Annotated in this window: 22 protein-coding genes; 18 read left to right on the top strand and 4 right to left on the bottom strand. The window is 71.3% G+C overall.

Annotated elements, in window-relative coordinates; genetic code table 11:
- Positions 1-19: 19 nt before the first annotated feature.
- The 14 genes from ACWCQM_RS38605 (at position 20) to ACWCQM_RS38540 (ending at position 8,907) form a co-directional block, all read left to right on the top strand.
- Positions 20-283, top strand: a complete 264-nt coding sequence (locus ACWCQM_RS38605; protein WP_450919783.1) for a hypothetical protein — start codon at positions 20-22, stop codon at positions 281-283.
- A 127-nt stretch (positions 284-410) separates the two neighbouring features.
- Entirely contained in the window at positions 411-992 is a 582-nt protein-coding gene (locus ACWCQM_RS38600; protein ID WP_450919750.1) for a hypothetical protein, read from the top strand.
- Between the two features lies 1 nt (position 993).
- A complete protein-coding gene (locus ACWCQM_RS38595; protein WP_450919749.1) occupies positions 994-1,161 on the top strand; it encodes a pRL2-8 in 168 nt (55 codons plus the stop codon).
- A gap of 95 nt (positions 1,162-1,256) precedes the next feature.
- Positions 1,257-2,213 (top strand): AAA family ATPase, encoded by a 957-nt coding sequence (locus tag ACWCQM_RS38590; RefSeq protein WP_450919748.1) that lies wholly within the window; start codon positions 1,257-1,259, stop codon positions 2,211-2,213.
- A 97-nt stretch (positions 2,214-2,310) separates the two neighbouring features.
- A complete protein-coding gene (locus ACWCQM_RS38585; protein WP_450919747.1) occupies positions 2,311-2,616 on the top strand; it encodes a hypothetical protein in 306 nt (101 codons plus the stop codon).
- A 91-nt stretch (positions 2,617-2,707) separates the two neighbouring features.
- On the top strand, positions 2,708-3,385 hold the full coding sequence (locus ACWCQM_RS38580) for a GGDEF domain-containing protein (protein ID WP_450919746.1): 678 nt from the start codon (positions 2,708-2,710) through the stop codon (positions 3,383-3,385).
- On the top strand, positions 3,382-3,708 hold the full coding sequence (locus ACWCQM_RS38575; protein WP_450919745.1) for a hypothetical protein: 327 nt from the start codon (positions 3,382-3,384) through the stop codon (positions 3,706-3,708). The genes ACWCQM_RS38580 and ACWCQM_RS38575 overlap by 4 nt, the downstream gene beginning before the upstream one ends.
- Before the next feature lie 72 nt (positions 3,709-3,780).
- Positions 3,781-4,329 carry a WhiB family transcriptional regulator gene (locus tag ACWCQM_RS38570; protein WP_450919744.1) on the top strand — a complete coding sequence of 183 codons (549 nt, stop codon included), beginning with the start codon at positions 3,781-3,783 and terminating at the stop codon, positions 4,327-4,329.
- A complete protein-coding gene (locus tag ACWCQM_RS38565; RefSeq protein WP_450919743.1) occupies positions 4,329-5,006 on the top strand; it encodes an Lsr2 family DNA-binding protein in 678 nt (225 codons plus the stop codon). The genes ACWCQM_RS38570 and ACWCQM_RS38565 overlap by 1 nt, the downstream gene beginning before the upstream one ends.
- Before the next feature lie 3 nt (positions 5,007-5,009).
- The gene (locus ACWCQM_RS38560) at positions 5,010-5,501 is read left to right on the top strand and encodes a hypothetical protein (protein ID WP_450919742.1); all 492 of its coding nucleotides are present in this window, start codon (positions 5,010-5,012) and stop codon (positions 5,499-5,501) included.
- 99 nt (positions 5,502-5,600) lie between these two features.
- On the top strand, positions 5,601-6,116 hold the full coding sequence (locus ACWCQM_RS38555) for a hypothetical protein (RefSeq protein WP_450919741.1): 516 nt from the start codon (positions 5,601-5,603) through the stop codon (positions 6,114-6,116).
- Entirely contained in the window at positions 6,113-6,799 is a 687-nt protein-coding gene (locus ACWCQM_RS38550; protein WP_450919740.1) for a hypothetical protein, read from the top strand. Before ACWCQM_RS38555 ends, ACWCQM_RS38550 begins: the two co-directional genes overlap by 4 nt.
- A 240-nt stretch (positions 6,800-7,039) precedes the next feature.
- A complete protein-coding gene (locus ACWCQM_RS38545) occupies positions 7,040-7,969 on the top strand; it encodes a ParA family protein (RefSeq protein WP_450919739.1) in 930 nt (309 codons plus the stop codon).
- A complete protein-coding gene (locus tag ACWCQM_RS38540) occupies positions 7,969-8,907 on the top strand; it encodes a hypothetical protein (RefSeq protein WP_450919738.1) in 939 nt (312 codons plus the stop codon). Before ACWCQM_RS38545 ends, ACWCQM_RS38540 begins: the two co-directional genes overlap by 1 nt.
- Positions 8,908-9,046: 139 nt before the next feature.
- On the opposite strand, the gene ACWCQM_RS38535 is transcribed toward ACWCQM_RS38540, so the two are convergent.
- Positions 9,047-9,355: a hypothetical protein gene (locus tag ACWCQM_RS38535; RefSeq protein WP_267942947.1), complete on the bottom strand. Its 309-nt coding sequence runs from the start codon at positions 9,353-9,355 to the stop codon at positions 9,047-9,049.
- Between the two features lie 295 nt (positions 9,356-9,650).
- Here ACWCQM_RS38535 and mobF point away from each other — a divergent pair, with 295 nt between their 5' ends.
- Positions 9,651-11,621: a MobF family relaxase gene (gene mobF / locus ACWCQM_RS38530; RefSeq protein WP_450919737.1), complete on the top strand. Its 1,971-nt coding sequence runs from the start codon at positions 9,651-9,653 to the stop codon at positions 11,619-11,621.
- A gap of 523 nt (positions 11,622-12,144) precedes the next feature.
- On the opposite strand, the gene ACWCQM_RS38525 is transcribed toward mobF, so the two are convergent.
- The gene (locus ACWCQM_RS38525) at positions 12,145-12,426 is read right to left on the bottom strand and encodes a hypothetical protein (protein ID WP_189846507.1); all 282 of its coding nucleotides are present in this window, start codon (positions 12,424-12,426) and stop codon (positions 12,145-12,147) included.
- Positions 12,427-13,407: 981 nt separating this feature from the next.
- Here ACWCQM_RS38525 and ACWCQM_RS38520 point away from each other — a divergent pair.
- The 3 genes from ACWCQM_RS38520 to ACWCQM_RS38510 all read left to right on the top strand — a co-directional run bounded on the left by ACWCQM_RS38520 (position 13,408) and on the right by ACWCQM_RS38510 (position 15,920).
- On the top strand, positions 13,408-15,072 hold the full coding sequence (locus ACWCQM_RS38520; protein ID WP_450919736.1) for a replication-relaxation family protein: 1,665 nt from the start codon (positions 13,408-13,410) through the stop codon (positions 15,070-15,072).
- 39 nt (positions 15,073-15,111) lie between these two features.
- A complete protein-coding gene (locus ACWCQM_RS38515) occupies positions 15,112-15,615 on the top strand; it encodes a hypothetical protein (protein WP_450919735.1) in 504 nt (167 codons plus the stop codon).
- Between the two features lie 68 nt (positions 15,616-15,683).
- Positions 15,684-15,920: a hypothetical protein gene (locus tag ACWCQM_RS38510; RefSeq protein ID WP_450919734.1), complete on the top strand. Its 237-nt coding sequence runs from the start codon at positions 15,684-15,686 to the stop codon at positions 15,918-15,920.
- Positions 15,921-16,126: 206 nt separating this feature from the next.
- Here ACWCQM_RS38510 and ACWCQM_RS38505 read toward each other — a convergent pair whose 3' ends face one another.
- Positions 16,127-19,009 (bottom strand): Helicase associated domain protein, encoded by a 2,883-nt coding sequence (locus ACWCQM_RS38505; RefSeq protein WP_450919733.1) that lies wholly within the window; start codon positions 19,007-19,009, stop codon positions 16,127-16,129.
- Positions 19,006-19,962 (bottom strand): hypothetical protein, encoded by a 957-nt coding sequence (locus ACWCQM_RS38500; protein WP_450919732.1) that lies wholly within the window; start codon positions 19,960-19,962, stop codon positions 19,006-19,008. Before ACWCQM_RS38500 ends, ACWCQM_RS38505 begins: the two co-directional genes overlap by 4 nt.
- Between the last annotated feature and the right edge of the window lie 523 nt (positions 19,963-20,485).

Below are 20,485 nucleotides of genomic sequence, written 5' to 3'. Positions count from 1 at the left end.
AACCCCGCCCTACTCGCTGATGGCCGCCGCTGCGGTGACCGTGGCGCTCGCCGCAGCCGCCGCCGTCCTCAAGGCCGGCCGCTGGCAGCTGTACGCCGACCGGCACCGTATCCACTTCACGCCCGTCGCCCGTCGCTCCTGCCCCGACTGCCGGGGCGAGGGCGGCTGGTGGGCTGGCGGGCCGTTCCCGGAGATGGAGGCGTGCGGCTGCTGGTCGAACCGGCGCGAGCTCCGCATCCGGCTCCTGCCCGTCCCGGCCTGGCCGGACGAACCCCCGTTCTGAAACGGACTCCGCCCCCGGCCACACATGGCCGGGGGCGGAGTCCGCTCACGGGTCGGCCGCAGCATCGGCAAAGAGCCGGCCGCCCCGCACCCCTTCACCCGCAATTCGAGATCAGGAGAACCCCAGCATGCCCCGTCTGCCCCTCGTCACCGAGCGCCTGGCCCTCTTCGCCACCCTCCTGGCGACCTTCGGTGAGCTGCATCCCGCCTGTGACCACTGGGTCCAGGGCTCGAAGACCGCGTCCCGGAAGCGCATGTACGGCGAGGACCTGGTCCACGCCGACGGCACCCCCGCCACGGAGGACTCCACCCGGCCGACCATGACCACCAGCACCCTCGGCAGGCGCGCGGTCGCCTGCCACGTCGCCTCGTACACCGCCGTGCAGCTCGGGGCGACCATCGCGGTCACCCGGGCGTTCGGCTACCGGGTCACCCCGGCCGCCCTGCTCGCCGGAGCCGCCATCAACGCCGGTACGCACGCCGCGATCGACCGCGGCGCCTTACTGCTGTGGCTGGCGAAGAAGACCGGGAAGACCGGCTACATCGAGCACTGCCAGACGGTCCGCATGGACGACGACGGCAAGCTCACCCGCGAGATCAACGGTCCCGGCACCGCGTGGATGGAACTCGACGCGGCGCTCCACCGAGCGATCGGGATCGGCGCGGCCGCCGTCACCACCTGGCTCACCACCCGCCCCGGAGCGCGCTGACATGCCGAACGAGAGGGCGACGAACCCGCCCCGCGGCGAGTGCACGCAGTGCTGGTACCACGCGTACGCCAGCCGTCAGGCCCACGCCGCTCTGGGCCCGCGTGAGGACTGCCCGCAGTGCGTGGACCACATGAAGAACGGCCACCCCGACCACATGATCGTCCGCTGACGACCCCGCACAACGCCGCCGGCCCACTCACCCATCACGCCGGGCAGCACCCCGATCCCCGCTGCCCGGCGCCCCTTTGTTCTGAGGAGATCCGCATGACCGAGCTCATCTACCCGCCGATGCCCGAGAACAGCCTGGTGGTCCTCATCGGTCCCTCCGGCGCGGGTAAGTCCACGCTCGCGCGGACCTGGCCCGCATCCCAGGTCCTGTCCCTGGACGCACTGCGCGAGGTCGTCAGCGACGACGCCGGGGACCAGGCCGCGACCGGCGACGCGGTCGCCGCCCTGCACCTGCTCCTGGAAGCGAGGATGCGCCGGAGGCTCTTCACCATCGTCGACGCCACCAACACCACCCGGGAAGCCAGGGAGCCCCTGGTCGCCGCCGCCAAGCGGCACAACATGGTGCCGATCGCGGTCATGGTCACCACGCCTGCGAGCGTCTGCATCGAGCGGCAGGGCCCACGACCGGCGAACCGCACGGTGCCCGATGCCACGATCATCAAGCAGCACCGGGACATGGTCGACTCGCACCAGACCTTTTCCCTGGGGAAAGAGGGTTTCGCGACCGCCTTCTCCGACCGCTTCGACCGGCTCCTGCCGTTCCTGGAGCGCCTGAGCGCCGCCCGGCAGGCCGCTCTCGGCCTCGACGGCAGCGACGGGCTCGGTGACCTGAACCTCCCGGCCCGGATGTTCGGCGAGGACATCGTTCCGCTGTGGCGGTGGAAGCCCGGCTCGAACGTCGCCGGCGGCGACCGCGTCGCGGAGATCCGCCTCGGGCAGCAGTACCTCACCCTCGCCCTGCGCACGGACATCGACGGGGAGGGCGACATCGGGTTCGACGTCGCCGTGCCGTGCCCGCACGACGACGAATGCACCGGTAGGGCCTGGGCGCCCGCCTACAGCATCACCTGCCTGTTCCGCGCGCTGAACGGCGACCTGGACGACGACGAGGGCATCGTCTGCACCGTCCACGGCCCCAACCACGCCGACGACCAGGACGACGAGGGCACCCCCGGCATCGAGGAGCGGGACCTCGAAGCGGTCCACGGCTGACGGACTCTCCGTGCCGCCCCGGCCCCGGCTCACCGCCCGGGGCCGGGGCGGTCGCGGTGGTCCCTCAACCGCCGCGACCCGAGAGGAGATGGACGTCATGCCCCAGCCCCCGTACTACGAGGTCGACGTCCCCATACGAAGCACAGAGACGCCCGCCCGGATCGGGGTGCACGTCTTCACCGGCTGGGCGGACAGCCGCGCCGCCGCCGTACAGGCCGCCCACGACGCCTACGACACGGCCCGCACCGCAGCGGAGGCCGGACGCGAGATCCCCCACGGGCGCGCGGACGGCTGGTGCTGCTGCGGATACCGGCCCGGCTGGGAACTCGACTGGTCCGCCGCAACGGCCGACCTCTGGAGGAGCCCGTACAGCTGGCTCAACTCCACGACCTACGACCTGTAGCTCCACCCCGGGACAGGCGCACATCGGCGTCCAAACCAGTTCGCCTGCCCCGGGCCACCCACCCCGTACAAGACGAGAGGGAGCCCTCAGTATGAACTCCGCCGCACGCTTACCGGGCCGGATCAGCCCGAACGCCCTCCTGATCACCACCGCCGCCGTACCGCTGACCGGCTGGGCCGTCCACGCCGTCGCCCTGCACAAGCGCCTCGCCGCCACCCGCCGCGACCCGCTGACCGGGCTGCTGCGCCGCGACGCCTACACCGCCCGCGCCCGCCGCCTCCTGGCCCGCCATGGCGACAACCTGGCCGTCGTGATGGTCGACGCCGACCACTTCAAGCAGATCAACGACACCCTCGGCCATGCGGCGGGCGACGTCGTACTCGCTGCCTTCGGTGCCAGGCTCACCGCCTGGGCGGGCCCGCGCGCTGCCGTGGGCAGGCTCGGAGGCGACGAGTTCGCCGTGGTCCTGGAGCTGGCCTCCGACCGCCGTGCACAGCGCCTGGAGCAGCTGGTCCGGATGCTGCACACCCCGGTCGTCCTGGACGACGGGCACACGGTCGACGTCGCCGCCTCGATCGGCGCCGCGACCCCGGACGTCCTGGGCACCCGGGACCTGAGCGCGTTGCAGAGGACGGCCGACGCCGCGCTCTACGACGGCAAACACACCGGCCGCGCGGTCCTCGCGACGGCACAGCACGCCACCGTGCCCTCGATCAACGGGCGTCGAATCGGCCGCCCGGGGACCGCGACGTGGGGGCGGGCCGCATGAGCGCCACAGCGGCGCGGACTCCAGCAGCCGCCCGGCGCCCGGCCGTGACCCGTACCCGCAACAAGAAGCCGGCGGTCGAGCCGGGGCTGGTCCCGGCGCCCGGCAATCTCCTGGACTGGCGCGACGGCAGCCACTTCGACCGGTGGCAGGACCGCCCCTGCGCCCTGTGCGACCAGCCCACCCCGATGCGCTCCCACGCCGGTGAGCCGGTCCACAAGAGCTGCGCCGAAACGTGGATCGCGGCGAACCCGACCGAGGCCCGGCGCGGCCGGTTCGCCTCCGACGCCCAGGCCGGACGCCGCCGCGGCGACGACCACGCCTGACCCGCGCCGTCCCGCCCTCGCACCACACAGCACACACCCTGTCTCGCCCCGCTCCTCTTGAGGAGGTTCCTCATGCCCGGCTCCCGTCCCGGCACGGCGACGCTCGTCCCTGCCGACACCCGGATTCCCTTCCCCGACGCCGACCAGCCCCTGGCCTGCCGCACCGATCCGGTCCTGTTCGCGATCGAGGACGTCAGCACTACGAACGACCCGCGCGCCCGGGAGAAGGCCACCGCCCAGGCCAAGAAGGCCTGCGCCGGCTGCCCCGTCGCCGCCGAGTGCCTCAAGTGGGCGCTCGCCAACCCCGACCTCACCCCGACCGGGGTGTGGGCGGCGACCACCAAGCGCGAACGCAAGCGGCTGCGCCAGCAGCTCGTGGCCCGGCTCGGTGACGACTGGCCCGGTGTGGTGGCCGAACAGGACCGCCGCCGACGCGAGCAGCAGCGCACCGCGCGCACCGCCCCGCCGACCGTCCGGGACCAGGCCCTCGCCCGGCTGGAGCTGGAGCTCGTGCCCACCCGCCTGGAGCCCTACAACCCGTGGAAGCAGCCGATCACCCCTCAGCAGGCCGCCGCCAACCGACGCGTGCTCGAACTCGCCCTCACCGGCAAGGCCGCGTGATGTTCACCGACTGGTCCAAAGCCCTTGAGGCCGAGTCCCTTCCCGTGGACCCCACCTCCGCGCAGCAGCTCGCCGCCGCGGCCCGGGTCACCGCCCGCAGCTCCCACGACAAGCACGACATGACGTTGCTCCTGGACGTCCTCGGGCTGCCCGCCGACCCCGACACCCTCACCGCCCTGCTCCCCCTTATCCCGGAAACCGGAGACGCACCCACCATGACGACCACTCCCGCCACCGAGGCCATCGACGTCCCCGTCACCCCGCTGACCTTCTCCAACCCCGTCCAGGAGCTGCTGGACTGGGCCACCGCCCACCCGGCCACCGCCGTCCGCAACCGGGCCAACCGCATCACCGCCGACCTTGCGGAGATGACCGAGCGCCGCGACACCGAGGCCGCCCAGCGCCAGGCCGAGGAGAAGGTCGCCAGGGCCAAGGCCGAACTGGAACGCGCGCAGGAGGAGCTGCGGACCGTGAAGGCCGGCACCCGCCCCACGGCGGCCGCGCCCACCGGGGCCCGTACGGGATCGGGCAGCGGCCGCAGCAGGGAGGAACTCGCCGCCATCCGGTCCTGGGCCCGGGAGAACGGCCACCAGGTGGCCGACCTGGGCATGGTGCCCAAGCGGGTTCAGGAGGCGTACGACGCCGCGCACCAGGGCTCTGCCCGGAAGGCCGGCTGACCCGTGGACACCAACGACGCCATAGCCCTGGACGGCTTCCTGGAAGAAGCCACCGTGCCCGGCGACCTGCACGGCAGCACGGCCCGGTTCCGTATCACCGTCTCCCCCACCGACGAGCGCACCGACGAGATGGTCCTGCCGTGCGGGGTCACCGACCCGGAGCTGGCCCACGCCGTCCTGAACGACCTGGTCCCCGGCGACAAGCTCCGCGTCACCGGCCACCTCCACCTCCCCCGCACACCGGACGATCCCGTGTGGCTGGCCGTCACCACCCTCGCCGTACTGGAGACCGCGCCCCTCCTCACCGACCCGGCCGTGGTCACCACGGCGGTGCTGGAGCGGTACGGCCCCTACGTCTGCTGGTTCGACGCCGATACCGATGCCGTGGACGTCTTCACCGAGACCGGCACCTGGGTCGGTACCGCGCCCGCACCGGATGAGATCGGCGACCTCCTCGACGTGTTCGAGCAGCGTCAGTCCACCGGCGGCGAGTGACCACTCCGCACCCCCGACCAACCCCGGTGCCGTGTCCCGACCGAGAGGCCGGGGCACGGCACCTTCCCTTTCCCTGCCCCGCACCCGAGGAGCTCTTGCGTGTTAGCCGTCCTTGTCCCCGCCGCTCTCGCCGTCGTCGCCGCCCTGCTCGGAGCGATCGTCTCCGGCCGTTTCCAGGAACGCGCCGCCGAGCGGCAGATCCGCGTCACCCACAGCGAGACGATCCGCCGCGACCGCCTCGAAGCCGTCACCGCCCTGGCCTGCGCCGCCAGCGACCACCGCACCGCGATGTGGAAGCGCGGCGACGCCACCCTCACCGGGGCCGGCCCCGAACGGATCGCAACCCTGCGCGGCGAGAGCCACATGACCCGCAGCGCCATCGCCCGACCCCAGGTCGCCCTGCGCGTCCTCATCGAGGACCAGGCCGTCCGTACCGCCGCCGACCGCATGGTCACGCTGACCTACGCCATGCGCGAGGCGTACGCCACGACCGAGGACCTCACCGCGGCCCGCGAGGCCGCGAAGGACGCCCACGACACCTTCGTGAACACCGCCGCCCACTACCTCCGCCCCGCCAGCACCCTCCCCACCACCGGACAGGAGAGCACCCGATGATCCGTCGCCTGCGCCGCTGCGGACATGCCGCAGGGGCCGTCTCCCCCGAGGACCAGGCCGTCGTCGACGAGTTCCGCGCGATGCTCACCGCCCTGCGCAACCCCGAGCCCTGGACGCCCGGCACCGCCCGGGACATCGCCGTACGCGTCGGCCCGTTCGTGGAACGCGCGCACACCCGCCCCGGCGACGACCACGGCCCCGACCTGATCGCCGTCACCCTGGTCCACCCCGACACCCCGTACGCGGGCGCCTACCTCCACGGCCGCCAGCTCGGCTACACCGGACACGACTGGCTACGCTGCCCGACTACGTCGATCGTCGGCTACTGGCAGCCCGGCTACACGCAGCTCACCCACGCCGCCAACGGCCTGCACCTGCCCGACGACGTCGGCATGGCCCCCGCCCACTACGCCCTCTACATCGAGGCCCGCAAACGCGACGACAGCCTCGACGGCTACACCCTGCTCCGGCTCGGCCCGTACACGCAGACCCGGCACGCCCAGCAGGACGGCGACCGGCTCAGCGCCGCACTGAACGGACGGGAGACCACCCTCGTGTCCGGCTACCGCATCACCATGAGGTTCGGGCCGCTCTGTGTCAGCGACCACCAGCTGTTCACCGACCCGTACGAGGGCGACGTCGTCGCGCTCCTCAACACCGCCATTACGGACGTGCGCCCGTGACCTGACGTACCGAAGCCCCGCCCCCGGCCTCGCCGCCGGGGGCGGGGCTTTTTTGCGTTCCAGAGCCCGTACCCGTCAACTCCGCCTCGCTCAGCACCCGCTGGATCAAGGAGCCGGAAATGGACTCCCCAAATGGGGAGTGTTGCCCACAGCCCAGTGCTGGCAAGGGTTCCAGGTGTGCCAAGATGCCTCTGCCGCGCACGGTGCGGCCCGTGCAGGAGCAACAAGGAAGGGGCGCCCGTGCTGAACCCAGGCGCAACGCAGCCGATCGAACCACCCGAGGGAAGCACCGTCATCGGCACAGGGAAGGGCGGCGTCGGCAAGAGCACCGTCGCCGCACACCTCGCGGGCGAGTCCGCAGCCGAGGGAAACCGAACCCTCCTCATCTGCGTGACCGGACAGGATGACGACGACCTCGGCATCAAGCGGTTCAACCGCGGAATCCACCCCGAGGGCCCGTCCGTCATAGACGGTGAAGGCCTCTACAGCGCCATACACGACCGCACCCCGCTCCGGCCGATCCGCGAAGTACGCCCGAACCTGGACGTGATGCCCGGCGGCCCCAAGGTCGGAGAGATCGACGGACTCCTGATGCTGCGCACCCTCCAGGAGGGCGCAGGCGTCGTCATGTCCCTCGCGCAGGCCCTGGCCCCGATCGCCCCCCTCTACGACCGGATCTTCTTCGACAGCGCCCCGGAGAAGGACTCCCTGGAGCAGCTGGTGCTCGCCGCCGCGAAGTACCTGATCGTGCCGACCCGATCCGACGATTCCTCGGTCCGCGGCATGGAGCGCATCAGCAAGAACTTCAAGCTCGTGAAGACCCAGGTGAACCCCCACCTCGAGATGGCAGGGGCCTTCCTCTACGGCTCGAACCGCACCGCGACACTGATGCACGCGGCCGTCTACGAGGACATCCGCGCAGCGCTGGGTGAAGGCACACCGATCCTGAAAACGATCGTGGGATACCGAGAGGTGCCCGCCCGCAACGCCCGAAAGAAGGGGCTGCTGTTCGGCGAGTACGCCGCCCTCCTCCCGACCTCCGCGACGCAGTACGACGTGAAGGCCGGCCGCGCCACGTCGGCCGACGTCGTCCCGGACACCATCATCCCGCTGGCCAAAGAGATGCGGGAGCTGAACCAGGAAGTCCTCGACCACACCAGGAGTGCCTGATGGGCCTGTTCGACGTCGACGAAAAGGAAGCTCAGCAGGGCCAGGGCGGAGGCGGCCTCTTCGGCGGAGGGCTCGCCGCAGCAGCCGGTGCGCAGACCGTGGTGGTCAAGCCGCTCCCCGGTACCTCTCTCGGTCAGATCCCCGCGCCGTACCAGCCCCACAGCGAGGGCGAACTGTCCGACCAGGAGCGCGAGGACCTCGAAGCCTGCAAGGCCGGGGTCGACAACCTCCGCAACGCCTTCTGGATCGCGGGCAAGTCGTTCGAGACGATGAGCCTCGCCAAGCTGCACCGCGAGGAGAACCCCAACTACGCGGCCTGGGTCTGGGACACCTGGGAAGTCTCCGAATCCCAGCTCCACCGGCTCATGGACGAATGGCGCGTCGGTGAGGCGCTCGCCAACCTCGGGCACAAGCCGCCGGAGTCCCACGTCCGCGCGATGACCACTCTGCGCCGCCAGACGAACGACAAGGTCGCCATCACGGTCTACGACACCATCGCCCGGTGCCGCCCCCGCGTCACGGGAGACCTGGTCGAGCAGGTGGTGAGCGACCTCGGTGCTCTCCCGAAGGACGCCAAGCCCGCCGACGTCGGCCGCCGCGTCCGCGACCTCCTGACCACCCCTGAGAAGCAAGACAGCGCCGAGGAGAAGAGCGACGGCGTCCCCGACATCAGCTCGCTCAACGCCGACTCCCCAAATGGGGAGTCGGCCCAAGAGCCCAGCAATACCAAGGCCGACGCGCTCGCGGCGAAGGACATCGAGCGGCTACAGATGACGCTTGCCTCGCTCCAGGCAGCCGCGAAGAAGGTCAACAAGGCCGTGGCACGTCGGGCGGTCGACACGCAGCCGGACATCGCCGTACCGCTCATCCAGGAGATCGGTTCACTGCTCCAGCAGATCGACCGGTCCGTGGCGATCAGGCTCCCGAAGGGGGAGTGAACGGCAGGTCCGGCCCTCAACAAAGCCCGGCTTACGCCCTGCACATGGCACGCGCCCGCCCCGACGCGAACGGGGCGGGCGCGTGCCTGTTCGGATCAGGGGACGTTGCCACGCCAGGCCCGCGGGCAGAGCTCGGAGATCAGGGCCCGGTGAGGATGTCGTGGGTACCGATGCGGCGCCAGATGACGTGCGGTGTGCCGGGGCGCACCTCGGTCCCGTACTCGAACGTCGCGCGTCCTGCGGGGCCGGTGCCCATGGACCAGGTGAGCTCGTAGACGCCCGGGGTACGGCGCACGCCCTTGATGCGTAAGCCGGGGCGGAACTGGCGGCCGGTGCGCAGGTCGGGGACGAAGGCGTCCAGGACGACGCGGCGGAAGCGCCGGCGCTGGGCGGGGGTGAGGTGCTGGAGGTCGGTAGTGAAGCGGGGGCAGGTCTCGAAGGTGGGCATGGTGGTCTCCTCCGGGCAGCACGACGAAGCCCCCGGCGGTTGCCGAGGGCTGCTGTAGGCGGTGCTCGTTGGTGGCGCTCGTTCCTTGACGCCTGGTGGTGCTAGGTGGTGCTTGTCGGTGTCGTTCGGGTCGTCATGCGCGTGGTGCCGGAGAGCGATGACGTTTGTGTTCGGTGCGGGGCCGCTTCCCGCCCGGCGGGCGCCGGTGAAGAGAGTTGTGCCGTTGCTCCCGCCTGGCGGGACGTGCTGCTGATCAGCCCTCTCGTGCAGGTCAGTGCCGTGTGGCGTGGTCTGTATGACAGTCGACATCAGAGTGATTCGGGCCGGTCAGATGTACCGCTACTACCTCCGCGAGACGGTCGTCGGTGATGGCCGGCGCCCGGCCCGCACGCCGTTGCGTGCCGCCCAGGAGCAGGCCGGTGTCCCGGTAGGGCGCTGGATGGGCCGCGGCCTGGCCGCGCTCGGTCTCGCGCCGGGGGAGGAGGTCACCGAGGCGCAGCTGCGGAACCTGTTCGGCGAGCGCGGCCGCCATCCGCACGCGGACCGGATCGAGGCCGACCGGCTCGCCCAAGGTGCCTCCCCGGCGGAGGCGTATCGGGCTGGGGCCCTCGGCCGCCGGGTGACGGTGACGGGTGTCGACCTCGTGTTCCGGCCGCAGCCGAGCATCTACCTGCTGTGGGCGTTCGGGGACGAGGAGACCCGCCGGGTGATCGAGGCCGCGCACGAGCGGGCGATCGTCCGGGTGCTGGAGTGGATCGAGGACGAGGTGGCCGTGATCCGGTACGGCACGGATGGCAACTACCGGGTGAGGCCGCCCGGTGGCCTGGTCGCCGCCCGCTTCCGCCACTACGAAGCGCGCTCCGGGCGGCCCTTGCTCCATGACCATGTGCTGCTGTCGGTGAAGGGGCAGCGCCTGGACGGGAAGTGGGGCTCGATCCACACCACGGCCCTGTTCGAGAACACCGTGGCGGCTTCCGCGCTCTACAACGAGCTGATCGCCTCCGAGGTCTGTGAGGAGCTGGGGCTGGCGACCGAGCCGCGCACCGTCACGTCGGGGCGCCGGCCGGTGATGGAGATCGCGGGGGTGCCGTACGGGCTGATCCGCTGGACTGCCCAGCGCAGCGACCAGATCGCCTCTTGCCTCTCGGAGCTGGAGCACGAGTACGTCACCGCCGTCGACGACGACGGCGAACCGAAGTACCTGCCCGTGGTCTCCGAACGCGCCCGCGCCAAGCTGAACCAGATCGCCGCGAGGAAGACCCGCCCGCCGAAGAAGGGCAAGGCCCGCTCGCTCGCGCAGCTGCGCGCGGACTGGAAGGTGAGCGCGATCCGCACCTCCGGTGTCCCTGCCGACGTCATCTCCTCGCTCCTCGAGTACGCCCGTGCCGCGGCCGCCGCGATCCGGGCCCGGGTCGCGGCCGCGGTCGACATCGCGCTGGCGGCCGTCGACGTCACCGCGACGGTGTTCGTGATGAACAACGGGGGCCGCTTCCACCGCCGTCACCTGCTCGCCGAGGCCCGCCGCCACCTCGCCCTGGTCCTGCGCGGCCGCCGTCGCGACCCCGGCCTGGACGACCAGGTCGTGGCCGCCGCGATCTCCGCCCACTGTGTGGATATCAGCGAGCCGACGACCGTACGCGGCCTGGAAGCCGGCTACCGGCTCTACACCGCCCGCTGGGCCCTGTCCGACCTCCCCGCCCGACGCCGCCCACCCGCTGCGTCTGATCCGGAGCGGCGCTCCTCGACCGACTCAGGCGAGCCGCCCGCGCCCCGGCCTCCGGGCCAGGACGCGGGGGAGTGGGAGATCCCTCGCGTCCCGCTCCAGTACGACCGTGCCGTCCTGGCCGGTGCGGTGGTCCGCGAGCAGCTGCGTACCACCGCCGCCACTGCCGTGCGGGGCCGGGCGTACGACGTCGTCGCTCACCAGCAGGCGGCGATGCCCGAGCAGCTGCTCGCACCCGAGTCGGCCGACCCCGAGCACGACGACCAGGACGACAAGCCCGGCCGTCATGAGGCGCTGGACCTGGCGGCGTTGCGGGCCCTGCGGGACTCCCGCACGGACGTGGAAGCCCTCGACCTCACCGCCGAACGCCTGCGCCACCTCCAGGACGCGTTCACCGCCGCAGCCGACCGGGCCCACACGACGATGGACCGCTACTCACACCGCGACGATGCCGAGATGCCACAGCCGGGACGCCCGGACGATCAGCAGGCACTTCGCCCGCAGGAGCCCGGACCGCACCGTGGCCGGGAGGCCGGCCACTGAGCGGGCCCGATGGCGTGCGCGATGCGGTGGTGCCCATCGGCGATGCTCCGCGTCCACTCCACCGAGTGGAGCCCACCGAGTGGAGCCCACTCTGATCTGATGCGCCCGGTGACGATGGCCACCACTCCCGGGCGCACCATCCATCGGAGTTGGAACGCCATGACCAGCCATTTTCCAACGGGCACCTGTCTCTTGGAACTGGAGTCCGGCCAAGCAGGCTCGGGTCAGTGCATGCCTCGTGCAGGGGCCAGTTTTTGAAACAGCGCAGCGAATGCCCGTGGTGAGTTCCACTCACCACGGGCATGGTGAGTACCTCCTCCCGCCACATCTGCATGGTGAGTTCCACTCCCCACCGCGTGGTGAGTGGAACCGGACGCCGACCCCTTGACCAGGTACGGCCCGGCGCGCGTTTCTCCTTGACACAGCACGTTCGGGTCGCCGGTCAGGCCGTGGTCAAGGGGGTGTGTGGTACAGGGATCCGCTTCGCTGGCCGGGCAGGCTGGGGCCTGCCCGGCCTCGGCTGCTAGTCCCACAGCCCCTTGACGAAGCTCCCCAGCGTTCTGACCCAGTCGGGCGGGTCTGCGAGGAACTCCTCGGTGAGGCGGGCTAGGAACGTCCGAGCGGTGCCGTGGGCCGCGCCCTGGGCAGCGCCTCGGACTATCGCGGCGGGTACGTCGGCGCCGATGGCCGGTTGCCGGACGGCGGGCGGCGGGTCCGCAGGTTGGTCCGGTGCGGCACCGGAAGGCGGCTGGGTGGGCGCCGGTGCGGAGGGCTGGGTGGGGATGGGGACGTTGTCCCGGGTCATGATGCTGCTCCCTTGAGCAGAAGTGGCGAGGACAGCGGACACCTGCGTGGTGTCGTCCGCGGGGGTGTGTGCCGCGCGGTCGGCGGTCCTGCTGCGGCTCTCTGCGTGAGAGCGTCCCTGTGAGGTCTCGACCCGGGCCCAGGGTGGCGTTGTGACCAGCGTAGGCCCGGTGGGGTCGTTCACTGCCCCGGGTGTCTGGTGGGTGCTCATGGGAATGTCCTCCAACGGGAGTTCGTTCAGTCGGGGCGGGACCGTGTCAGGTCGCGGGTGCTTGCGTCTCGGGCTCGTCCGGGAGCGGTGTCTTCACCCCCTGGGGCCGTCAGGGAGCTGCTGGACAGCACTGGATGTGAGGGATTTCCCGAGGCATGACGAAGGCCCGGACCACCCGGTCCGGGCCTCGCGCCTCGCCGTGCTGCTAGAGAGCCGAATGCCTCATGGACGCAGTCGGCGCACCCCCTTGACCACGTCCGCTACCGCCTCGTGCGTGGCCGCGTTTCCCCTTGACCGGGGCGGCTCACGGCGGCGGTTAGACGACGGTCAAGGGGGTCTCCTGCACGCTGCTCGCTGCCCCGATCACTCCGGCCGGGGCGGCGAAGGAGACGAGACGATGACGACCATCCACCCGAGGGCCGGGCTGCACCACCGCACGGGCCGGTCCCCGGCAGACAGGCGGCCCTGTACCGGACCGGCCGAAGGGGGCTCCCTGGGTGCCCACTTCGGAGGCCCCTCGGGAACCCCCTTTGGTGCCCGGCACCCCTGGCGGGAGGAAAACTCCTTGTCAGCGCCGCAATCGGCGCGAAAACTGCGCCGTCACAACCCTCTTCTCTCCTCCTTGTTGTCCGTAGTGGAGGAGATCATCGGGTTCCGGGGGGCCGGACGCCCTCCCCGGCCGGACGCGGCCACCGGCAGCCGCAGCAGCCGCGACGGCGGCGGCCTGCCGAGCAGCCGGTCGCGAGCGACGACGACGAGGGAGCAGGGCTGATGGCGGGGAAGCGGAAGACCAACCCGGCGGGATCGACGAACAGCTACCGCGCCGACGTGCTGCACGTGCTCGGAACGCTCAAGGTGGCCACGGCCGACCAGATCCAGCGGATCAGCGCCCCGCACCTGACCTTCCGGCACGCCGACAAGGAACCGGCCTCGAAGCGGAAGCAGGCCCGTACCGCCTCGCACACCGGCGCGCTCTCCGACATGCGGGGGCACGGGCTGTCCGAGAACGGCGGCTCCACCGACACCGGCGACACCCTGCGCAACCTCACCTCCAAGGGCCTGGAGGCCGCCTCCTGGGAGCTGCGGCGCCCGGCGACGGAGATGGGCTCCACCGCGCGCGGCGCGGGCTCCTCCGGGGCCTCCCACCCGATGGCCGTGAACGAGACGGTGATCGCCCTGCTGCGCCCGAAGCCGGACGTGGCCAAGCTCGCCGACGACCCGCCCCACATCCAGGCGGCCGCCCAGGCCGCCGTCGACACCCCGTCCGGGGTCGGCACGATCGGCTCGTACTGGACCGAGGTCCCGCTCCCGGCGACCGGTACGTGGAACGCGCCGGGCAAGGGCGGCGCCCAGGCCGACGTGGTGCTCACCGCACCGCAGGACGGGGTGCCGTTGTTGTTCATCGAGGTCGACAACTGCCACGAGACCGCCGAGGAGCTCGCGGCGAAGCTGGAGAAGTACGCCCGGTTCTTCCGCCGGAGGGTGAAGGACACCGACGGGCAGGAACGGCCCATGTGGCGCACCCGCTGGACCGTTCCCGAGCACGAGTACGGGGAGGCACCGCACCCGCCGGTGCTGCTGGTGTTCAACCACATCGGCGAGCGCAACCCCAACCGGACGATCCCGCGCCTGCAAGAGCTCACCCGCCACCTCTGGCAGGGGGAGCGGATGCCGGAGGGCTACCACTCCTACGACAGGAGGATCCCGATCGTCGTGGTCGGGCTGAGGCCCCTGCGCGAGCACGGACCGCAGGGCCCGGTGTTCTTCCGCTTCGGCCGAGACCGCCCCCAGCCGCTCCTGGACGCGATCGGCAACCCCCGTCTTGCGGCGTTCCTCGCCCGCGAGGCAGAGGAGTCCAGGGTTCGGCAGGAGGAGTACCAGGCGCAGCTGCGGGAGATAGCCCGGGAGCAAGCGGCGAAGAAGGCCGTCGAAGCGGCACGGGAGGCGGCCCAGCGCGAAGCCTCCCGTCCAGCCTGCGCCGGCTGCGGGGCGCGGTTCACCGACGAACGGTGGGAAGCCGCCGAGGAGACGGACTGGGGCCGCCCCGTCGACACCCACCCTCACCTGTGCGACGACTGCAAGGCCTTCACCGTCGCGAGCGCAGCCCCCACGCCCGGCAGGCAGGAGGAGCACCAGGAGCCGCTTCCCGAATGGGCGCGTCAGGAGTTCATGCGCTTCCCTCATCGTCCCCACTGCACCGAGTGCAAGGCGGCGTTCACCGACGAGCGGTGGAAGGCGGTGGAGCGCACCGGCTGGCATCCCCTTGGGCAGGAAAAGCATCCGACGTTGTGCGAGACCTGCGCTCAGGAGTACGAGGACAGCATCAAGAACGCCTGGCCAGACAGCCGCCCTCGTGTGTCCACCGAGGAGCGGCCGGAGCCGAGCCCGGCGCCCAGGCCGAAGTCCGGCGGATGGTTCTCCCGGCTGCGCTCCTGATCCGAGGCGGCGTCAGGCCCTGCGCAACCTTCGGGTCCGGTGGGCGGTTATCCGGGGGTGACGCTCTCGTACCTGCCTGCCGGGTCTGCCGATGATGTTCCCTACGAGCCGTGGGAGGGCGAGGAGGAAGCGCTCGCGGCGGCTGCGGCGGCCGGCCGCCGCGCGGCGGCGTGGATCCGCTCCCTGCCCACGGGACCGGCTCCCGGCCCGGTCGGCTCCTGGCTCCTCATCGACCTGCCGGAATCGATCGAGGCGGCGACGGCAGCCCTGGATCCGCAGGACTGCGACCGCATGGACCCCGGCGGGGTGATGGTCGACGGCACGGGCGGCCTCGATGCGGAGACCCGCAGCAAGCTGGTGTTTGTGCCGTGCGCGGTCCAGGACGCCCCGTGGCTCACCCCGGACCAGCAGATCCGGATCGTGGCGGTGGCCTCGCTGGTCACCGGCGCGGCCCGGCTCCTCGCGGAAGACCCGGGCACCGCCATCACCACGGGCGAGCTCTCACGGATGTGGGCCCTGGTGGACCACGCCACCGGCGCCTGAAGCACGGCACCCAGCGCATCGGCGTGCCCGAAGTGACACACAAATCGAACAAGCGATCTAATGCAGATATGGACGCGACCGCCTTCCCCGACGACCTGGTGCAGACACAGCACGCCTGGAACACCACCTACGACGCGCTCACCGCACCCCACCCCCACGACCCCACCGCCCTGCGCCGACGCCTCCTGCACCTGTCCGTACGGCTCTGGTGGCACCCCTACTGGCAGACCGCCCCCTCCGTACCGGCCGCCCGCTCCGCGCTGCGCCAGGCGGTCCGCGCCCAGCGAGCCGGCCGAGCTGCCTGACCGGACGCGTGAGTGAAACGCCCCCTGAAACGCGGGAGTGAAACGGAGGGCCGCGTTTCACGCTGACCTGCAAGAACGCCAGCACTGGGGGAGCAGGGCGGGGCGCGTTTCACTCCGTGTTTCAGTGGCCGGGCCCGTGTGCGGCTGACGACAGGGCGGGCCCCAGACCTAAGAGGTCCGGGGCCCGCCTTGGTGGGGGAGCTGGATTAGAGGTTGTCCCAGTAGCTCTCGCGCTCGGACGGGGGGCCGAAGCGTTCGATGGACCGGCATGAGCAGTTCGCTCCCTCGAAGAGTTCCTCCTCGCACTCCTCGTGGTGCTCCCGCTCGGACCGCGGCTGCCTGGCTACCGGCGCGGTGGTCTCCGAGGGGGGCTGCTCCGGGGCGGCCTCGATGGCCGGTGGCGGCCCGGCCCAGTCCATGCCCAGCGCGGCGAGGGCCGCGAGCTGGTCGGCCTCCAGCCGGTCCCTTCTCGATTTGGTGTTCGATACCCACACGCCGAGCTTGATGGGTACCGGTCCGGCTTCGCCGTCGACGGTGATCTCGACAACCGCCCCCCGGGGCACCGGCCGGTCGGCGCCTTCCTGCTCCACCCATTGCGAGAGCGCCGCCAGGCCCCGCTGGAACGCCACTTGAGCCCTGCTTGGCCCCTTCGCCTTGGCCTTCGTCGTACGGGCTGCTGCCGGGGCTGGAGAGGGCAGCTCAGCGATCGGGATGCCGAGCTTGGCCAGACGTTCGCGCTGCTCCGGCATCAGCTGCGCCTGGACGCCCGCGTTCTGCTGCTTCCACCGCCAGGCCCCGATGTCATCACCGTCCATGACCACGCCCGGGGCGATGTACGGGAGCACCCCGTCGGCGTCGACCAGGTCGGCGAGCACCCGGTAGTGCCGCTGCCAGTTCAGCGACCACGGGCAGTTCCAATCCGGGTCGATCGCCGCCAGCTGCGCCGCCCGCTCCGCCGCGCGCTTGGGGTCCTTGCCGAGCCCGCCCTTGCGCCGGAGATTGGCGAGGTGCTGCCCGATGGGCACCATCGCCTCGCCCTCGCCCCACACGGCGTCCTGCCTCGGGGCGAGGTGCCCGGTCGCCTGCCGGTAGGACCGGAGAGCGGCGAGCTTGTTCTCCCAGGCTTCCTCGCCGGGTTCCCAGACCATCCCGGCCTCCGGGGCGTCCAGGAGTTCCTTGCGGTGCGGATCGAGTTCCCCGGCCCGCAGCGCTTTCCGCTGCTGATGGACCCATCGACCCAGCGGGAACGACTTCGTGACTCCTACCTCGACCTCGACCTCGTAGGGCACGGCGTGGACGCCGGTGATCTCGTTCTCGGCCCGCCAGCGGATGAGTGCCTGGTAGCCCTCCAGCCAGGCCAGCGATTCGGGCCGGTAGACCCGGGTGCGCAGGAACGCGGCGATCGTGGCGGCGTCGCGCGGGGTGGAGAAGTGCAGCAGCGCCGATTCGGCGGCGGCGTCGGTGTCGTCGCCCTCCTGGTCCTCGCCGTCGCTCTCGCCGCCGGCCCCGACGATCCGCCCGTCCTCGTCGCGCTGGACGTGCACCGTGCGCTTCCCGCTGCTGAGCGCCCGGGAGGCGAGCTGTTCGACCAGACGTTCGTCATGCGAACGCAATCCCTGGAGTACGGCTACAAGCGGGCGGAAGCTGGCGCTGGCGACCATGTCCGTGGGGTCCTCGTTCGGCTCCAGGAACACCGGCACGATGATCCTGGCGACCTTCGTGCTGCCGTCCTTGTTGAGGCGGAGCGCGCGGCCGATGTTCTGGACGATCTCGACCTGTGAGCCGCGGGTGTCCGCGAAGCAGATCGAGTCCACTCCCCGCTCGCCGGTGATGTCGACGCCTTCGCCAAGAACGCGAACGCTGGCGAGGAAGGCGCGGTGCACCCTGCGCCCGTCCGCGTCGATGCCGTTGGCGAACTGGCGCAGCGCCTCGCGCCTTTCGGCCACCGTGTGGTCGCCGCACAGCCACGCCGACCACACGCGGTCCGGGGGTACGTGGCGTCCAGCCTCCAGCTCGTAGAAGTCCGCGTCGATCGACGACTTCGGCAGCCGGTCTGCGGCGGCCAGGTCGGCGTCGGAGGCGTCGTTCATGTACAGGTCGGCTGCGGTCTCGGGGAGCTTGTCCGCGAACGCGCGCGCTTCCTCGACCTTCTGGTGGAACGTCATCACCGTACGCAGGTTGTACGCCGCCGCGTGCTCCAGAAGCGCGGTCTGCAACAGGGCCAGCCGCCGGCCCCGCCGCGCCTCCTCCGACTCCCCGACCACCGGGGCCGGGTCGCGGATCTCCAGGACGTCGATCTCGAACCCGGCGAGGACCTCCCGCTCGATCGCCTCCGAGAGCCCTAGCTCCGCGCCGGGGAGCCAGGCACCGAACAGGCCGCCGGGGTCATCGGCCATGCTCGCGATATCCGCCTCCTTACCAGCGGTGCCCTTCTGGGGGCGGGCTGCGGCGAGGATGCGCGGGGTCGCGGTGAGGTAGAGCCGGAAGGCGGAGGGGATGCGGGCGTTGTCGTGGATCGCGGCCCACGGGCGACCGAGCTCGCCCGTGGTTGAGTGGGCTTCGTCCACGATGGTCAGGTCGAACGGGGCCATCTGCTGCCCGTACAGGCGCTCTCCGCCCGCCAGAGCGGCCTCCAGCGGCCCGCGAACCTTCCGCTGGCCCAACGGTGCGTCGACGTCCTCGCGGTCCACGAGAGAGGCGTACGTGGCGAACACGACCACGGGCCCCGACCCGGCCCACAGGGCCAGCTGGATCGGGTTCGTGGTGGTCCGCACGCCCAGCGAGTTGAGCACCGCGTCGTTCTCCAGCGAGCACACCGCGACCATCGGCGCCCGGTGGCCCACCGCCCGCCACGCCTGGGCGGTCTGCACGAGGAGATCCAGGGTGGGGACGGTGACGAGGATTCGGCCGTCCGGGAAGCACTCCAGGGCGCTCGCAGCGGCCATGATCGTTTTACCTGAGCCGGTCGCTGACACGATCGTGCCCCGGGCACCCTGCGGCGGCACAGTTGATCTTGCAGGGAATCCGACCCATTTCCGGAACGCTGCTTTCTGGTCCACCTGGTGTTTCTTGAGCGGAATCCTGCTCATCGTCCGTCCTCGTCATTCGGGTATTCCGGCAGGTGCGCAGGTGCTCGGTCGTCGGCTTCGATGAGTTCCAGGGCGTGGTGGTTGAGGTGTTGCAGGAGCAGGCGGGACAGGGCGCGGGCGGGGTCGCTGGTGTGGAGCTGGTCGTCGTCGGGGGCGCTGCCGTCGGGGAAGCCGAACTGGCCGGGGAAGACGATGGCCCGGGTGAAGAAGTCGCACAGGATGCCGAACATCTCCGAGTGGGGCATCCCCGTGAAGTCCTGACTCATCTCGGCCCGCGCGGCGTTCATGACCACGTCGACGAACGTGCGGCGGGCGGCCTCCTGGCGCAGGACCTCACCGGCCGGCCCCTCCTCGGTCACCTCCACCACCCGGTACAGGCCCTGCTCCCCGTACAGGCCGCCGGGCCGCTCGTTGGCCCGGCGGACCTTCGCCAGGGCCTCCTCCACCGACCGCGCCTCGGTGTAGTTGGTCAGCGTGGCCGCTCCCGGGTGCGCCTCGTCGGTCCGCATGGCCAGGACCCGGTACCGAGTCAGCCCGGCAGGCTCCCCGCCGTCCTCGGAAAGGCCGGCACCCGCTCCGGCCGCCGTCCCGGGCTCTTCGCCGTCCAGCTCTTCCTGCCACCGCAGGAAGGTCTCCGCCTCCTCTTCGGCCGCCTGGTAGGCGGCGTCGTACTTGTCACCGCCGTACGCAGCCGCTGTTTCGGCCCATGACTCCAGCAGCCCGGCGTGCTCCCACCGCTCCTCGGAAGCCGGGAGCAGCCCGTGCCTGCCGTCCATCAGCGCAGGCAGGACCCTGCTGAGGGCGGAAGGCGCAGCCAGAGACGGGACGGGCAGTACGAGGGTGTTCTCCAGCCCGTAGTCGTCCAGCACGCTGTACGTCCAGCGCCTGGCGGAGGACCACGTCAGGGTGATCCCCTCGGGCCACGCCTGCGCGTTCACGGAAGGCGTGCCCACGGGCCAGCGCCACGTAGCAACGCAGGAGCCGCGCTGCTCGTCAGTGCAGACCACCGAGTAGGAAGCCCCCGGGAAACCCGACCGAATGAGTTCCTGCTCCACAGCACGAACGTAGCGCTTCCAGATAGGGAAGAGATCCACTGCCATTCCTTCGTTTAGGGAAAACTGGCCTTCGATCAAAAGGAGCGCCCTGCCCGGATAGTTGGGGGGTGTCCTCTGCTTCCGCCAATGCTACATGTGCATCTCCCGGATGCACCCGCTATACTGAAACCCCAACCCGAACGAGCGACCCCCACCCTCCTAACCAGCCCGGCCCGCATCGCGGGCCCTCAAGGTTCTGGAGGCGCAGCCGGAAGGACCGCCCAGCGGGGGAGCGCAGCGGACCCGCCAGGAGCGCCCCGCGCTCCCCCAACTCCCCAACTGGAGGCCCCACTAGCCGCACCACCACACCCCACGCCCAGGCCCGCGCACCGCGCGGGCCAGCCGGGCGCGCAGCGGCCGGCCCCACCGGTCCCAGAAGCGC

It is taken from the genome of Streptomyces sp. NPDC002125 (assembly GCF_053593715.1).
This window is presented reverse-complemented; position numbering and strand designations above follow the sequence as displayed.

Excerpts from the sequence above, each read along its gene's own strand:
- ACWCQM_RS38605 (WP_450919783.1), top strand. The coding sequence starts at position 20 with ATGGCCGCCGCTGCGGTGACCGTGGCGCTCGCCGCAGCCGCCGCCGTC.
- ACWCQM_RS38600 (WP_450919750.1), top strand. The coding sequence starts at position 411 with ATGCCCCGTCTGCCCCTCGTCACCGAGCGCCTGGCCCTCTTCGCCACC.
- ACWCQM_RS38595 (WP_450919749.1), top strand. The coding sequence starts at position 994 with ATGCCGAACGAGAGGGCGACGAACCCGCCCCGCGGCGAGTGCACGCAG.
- ACWCQM_RS38590 (WP_450919748.1), top strand. The coding sequence starts at position 1,257 with ATGACCGAGCTCATCTACCCGCCGATGCCCGAGAACAGCCTGGTGGTC.
- ACWCQM_RS38585 (WP_450919747.1), top strand. The coding sequence starts at position 2,311 with ATGCCCCAGCCCCCGTACTACGAGGTCGACGTCCCCATACGAAGCACA.
- ACWCQM_RS38580 (WP_450919746.1), top strand. The coding sequence starts at position 2,708 with ATGAACTCCGCCGCACGCTTACCGGGCCGGATCAGCCCGAACGCCCTC.
- ACWCQM_RS38575 (WP_450919745.1), top strand. The coding sequence starts at position 3,382 with ATGAGCGCCACAGCGGCGCGGACTCCAGCAGCCGCCCGGCGCCCGGCC.
- ACWCQM_RS38570 (WP_450919744.1), top strand. The coding sequence starts at position 3,781 with ATGCCCGGCTCCCGTCCCGGCACGGCGACGCTCGTCCCTGCCGACACC.
- ACWCQM_RS38565 (WP_450919743.1), top strand. The coding sequence starts at position 4,329 with ATGTTCACCGACTGGTCCAAAGCCCTTGAGGCCGAGTCCCTTCCCGTG.
- ACWCQM_RS38550 (WP_450919740.1), top strand. The coding sequence starts at position 6,113 with ATGATCCGTCGCCTGCGCCGCTGCGGACATGCCGCAGGGGCCGTCTCC.
- ACWCQM_RS38540 (WP_450919738.1), top strand. The coding sequence starts at position 7,969 with ATGGGCCTGTTCGACGTCGACGAAAAGGAAGCTCAGCAGGGCCAGGGC.
- ACWCQM_RS38535 (WP_267942947.1), bottom strand. The coding sequence starts at position 9,355 with ATGCCCACCTTCGAGACCTGCCCCCGCTTCACTACCGACCTCCAGCAC.
- mobF (WP_450919737.1), top strand. The coding sequence starts at position 9,651 with ATGACAGTCGACATCAGAGTGATTCGGGCCGGTCAGATGTACCGCTAC.
- ACWCQM_RS38525 (WP_189846507.1), bottom strand. The coding sequence starts at position 12,426 with ATGACCCGGGACAACGTCCCCATCCCCACCCAGCCCTCCGCACCGGCG.
- ACWCQM_RS38520 (WP_450919736.1), top strand. The coding sequence starts at position 13,408 with ATGGCGGGGAAGCGGAAGACCAACCCGGCGGGATCGACGAACAGCTAC.
- ACWCQM_RS38510 (WP_450919734.1), top strand. The coding sequence starts at position 15,684 with ATGGACGCGACCGCCTTCCCCGACGACCTGGTGCAGACACAGCACGCC.
- ACWCQM_RS38505 (WP_450919733.1), bottom strand. The coding sequence starts at position 19,009 with ATGAGCAGGATTCCGCTCAAGAAACACCAGGTGGACCAGAAAGCAGCG.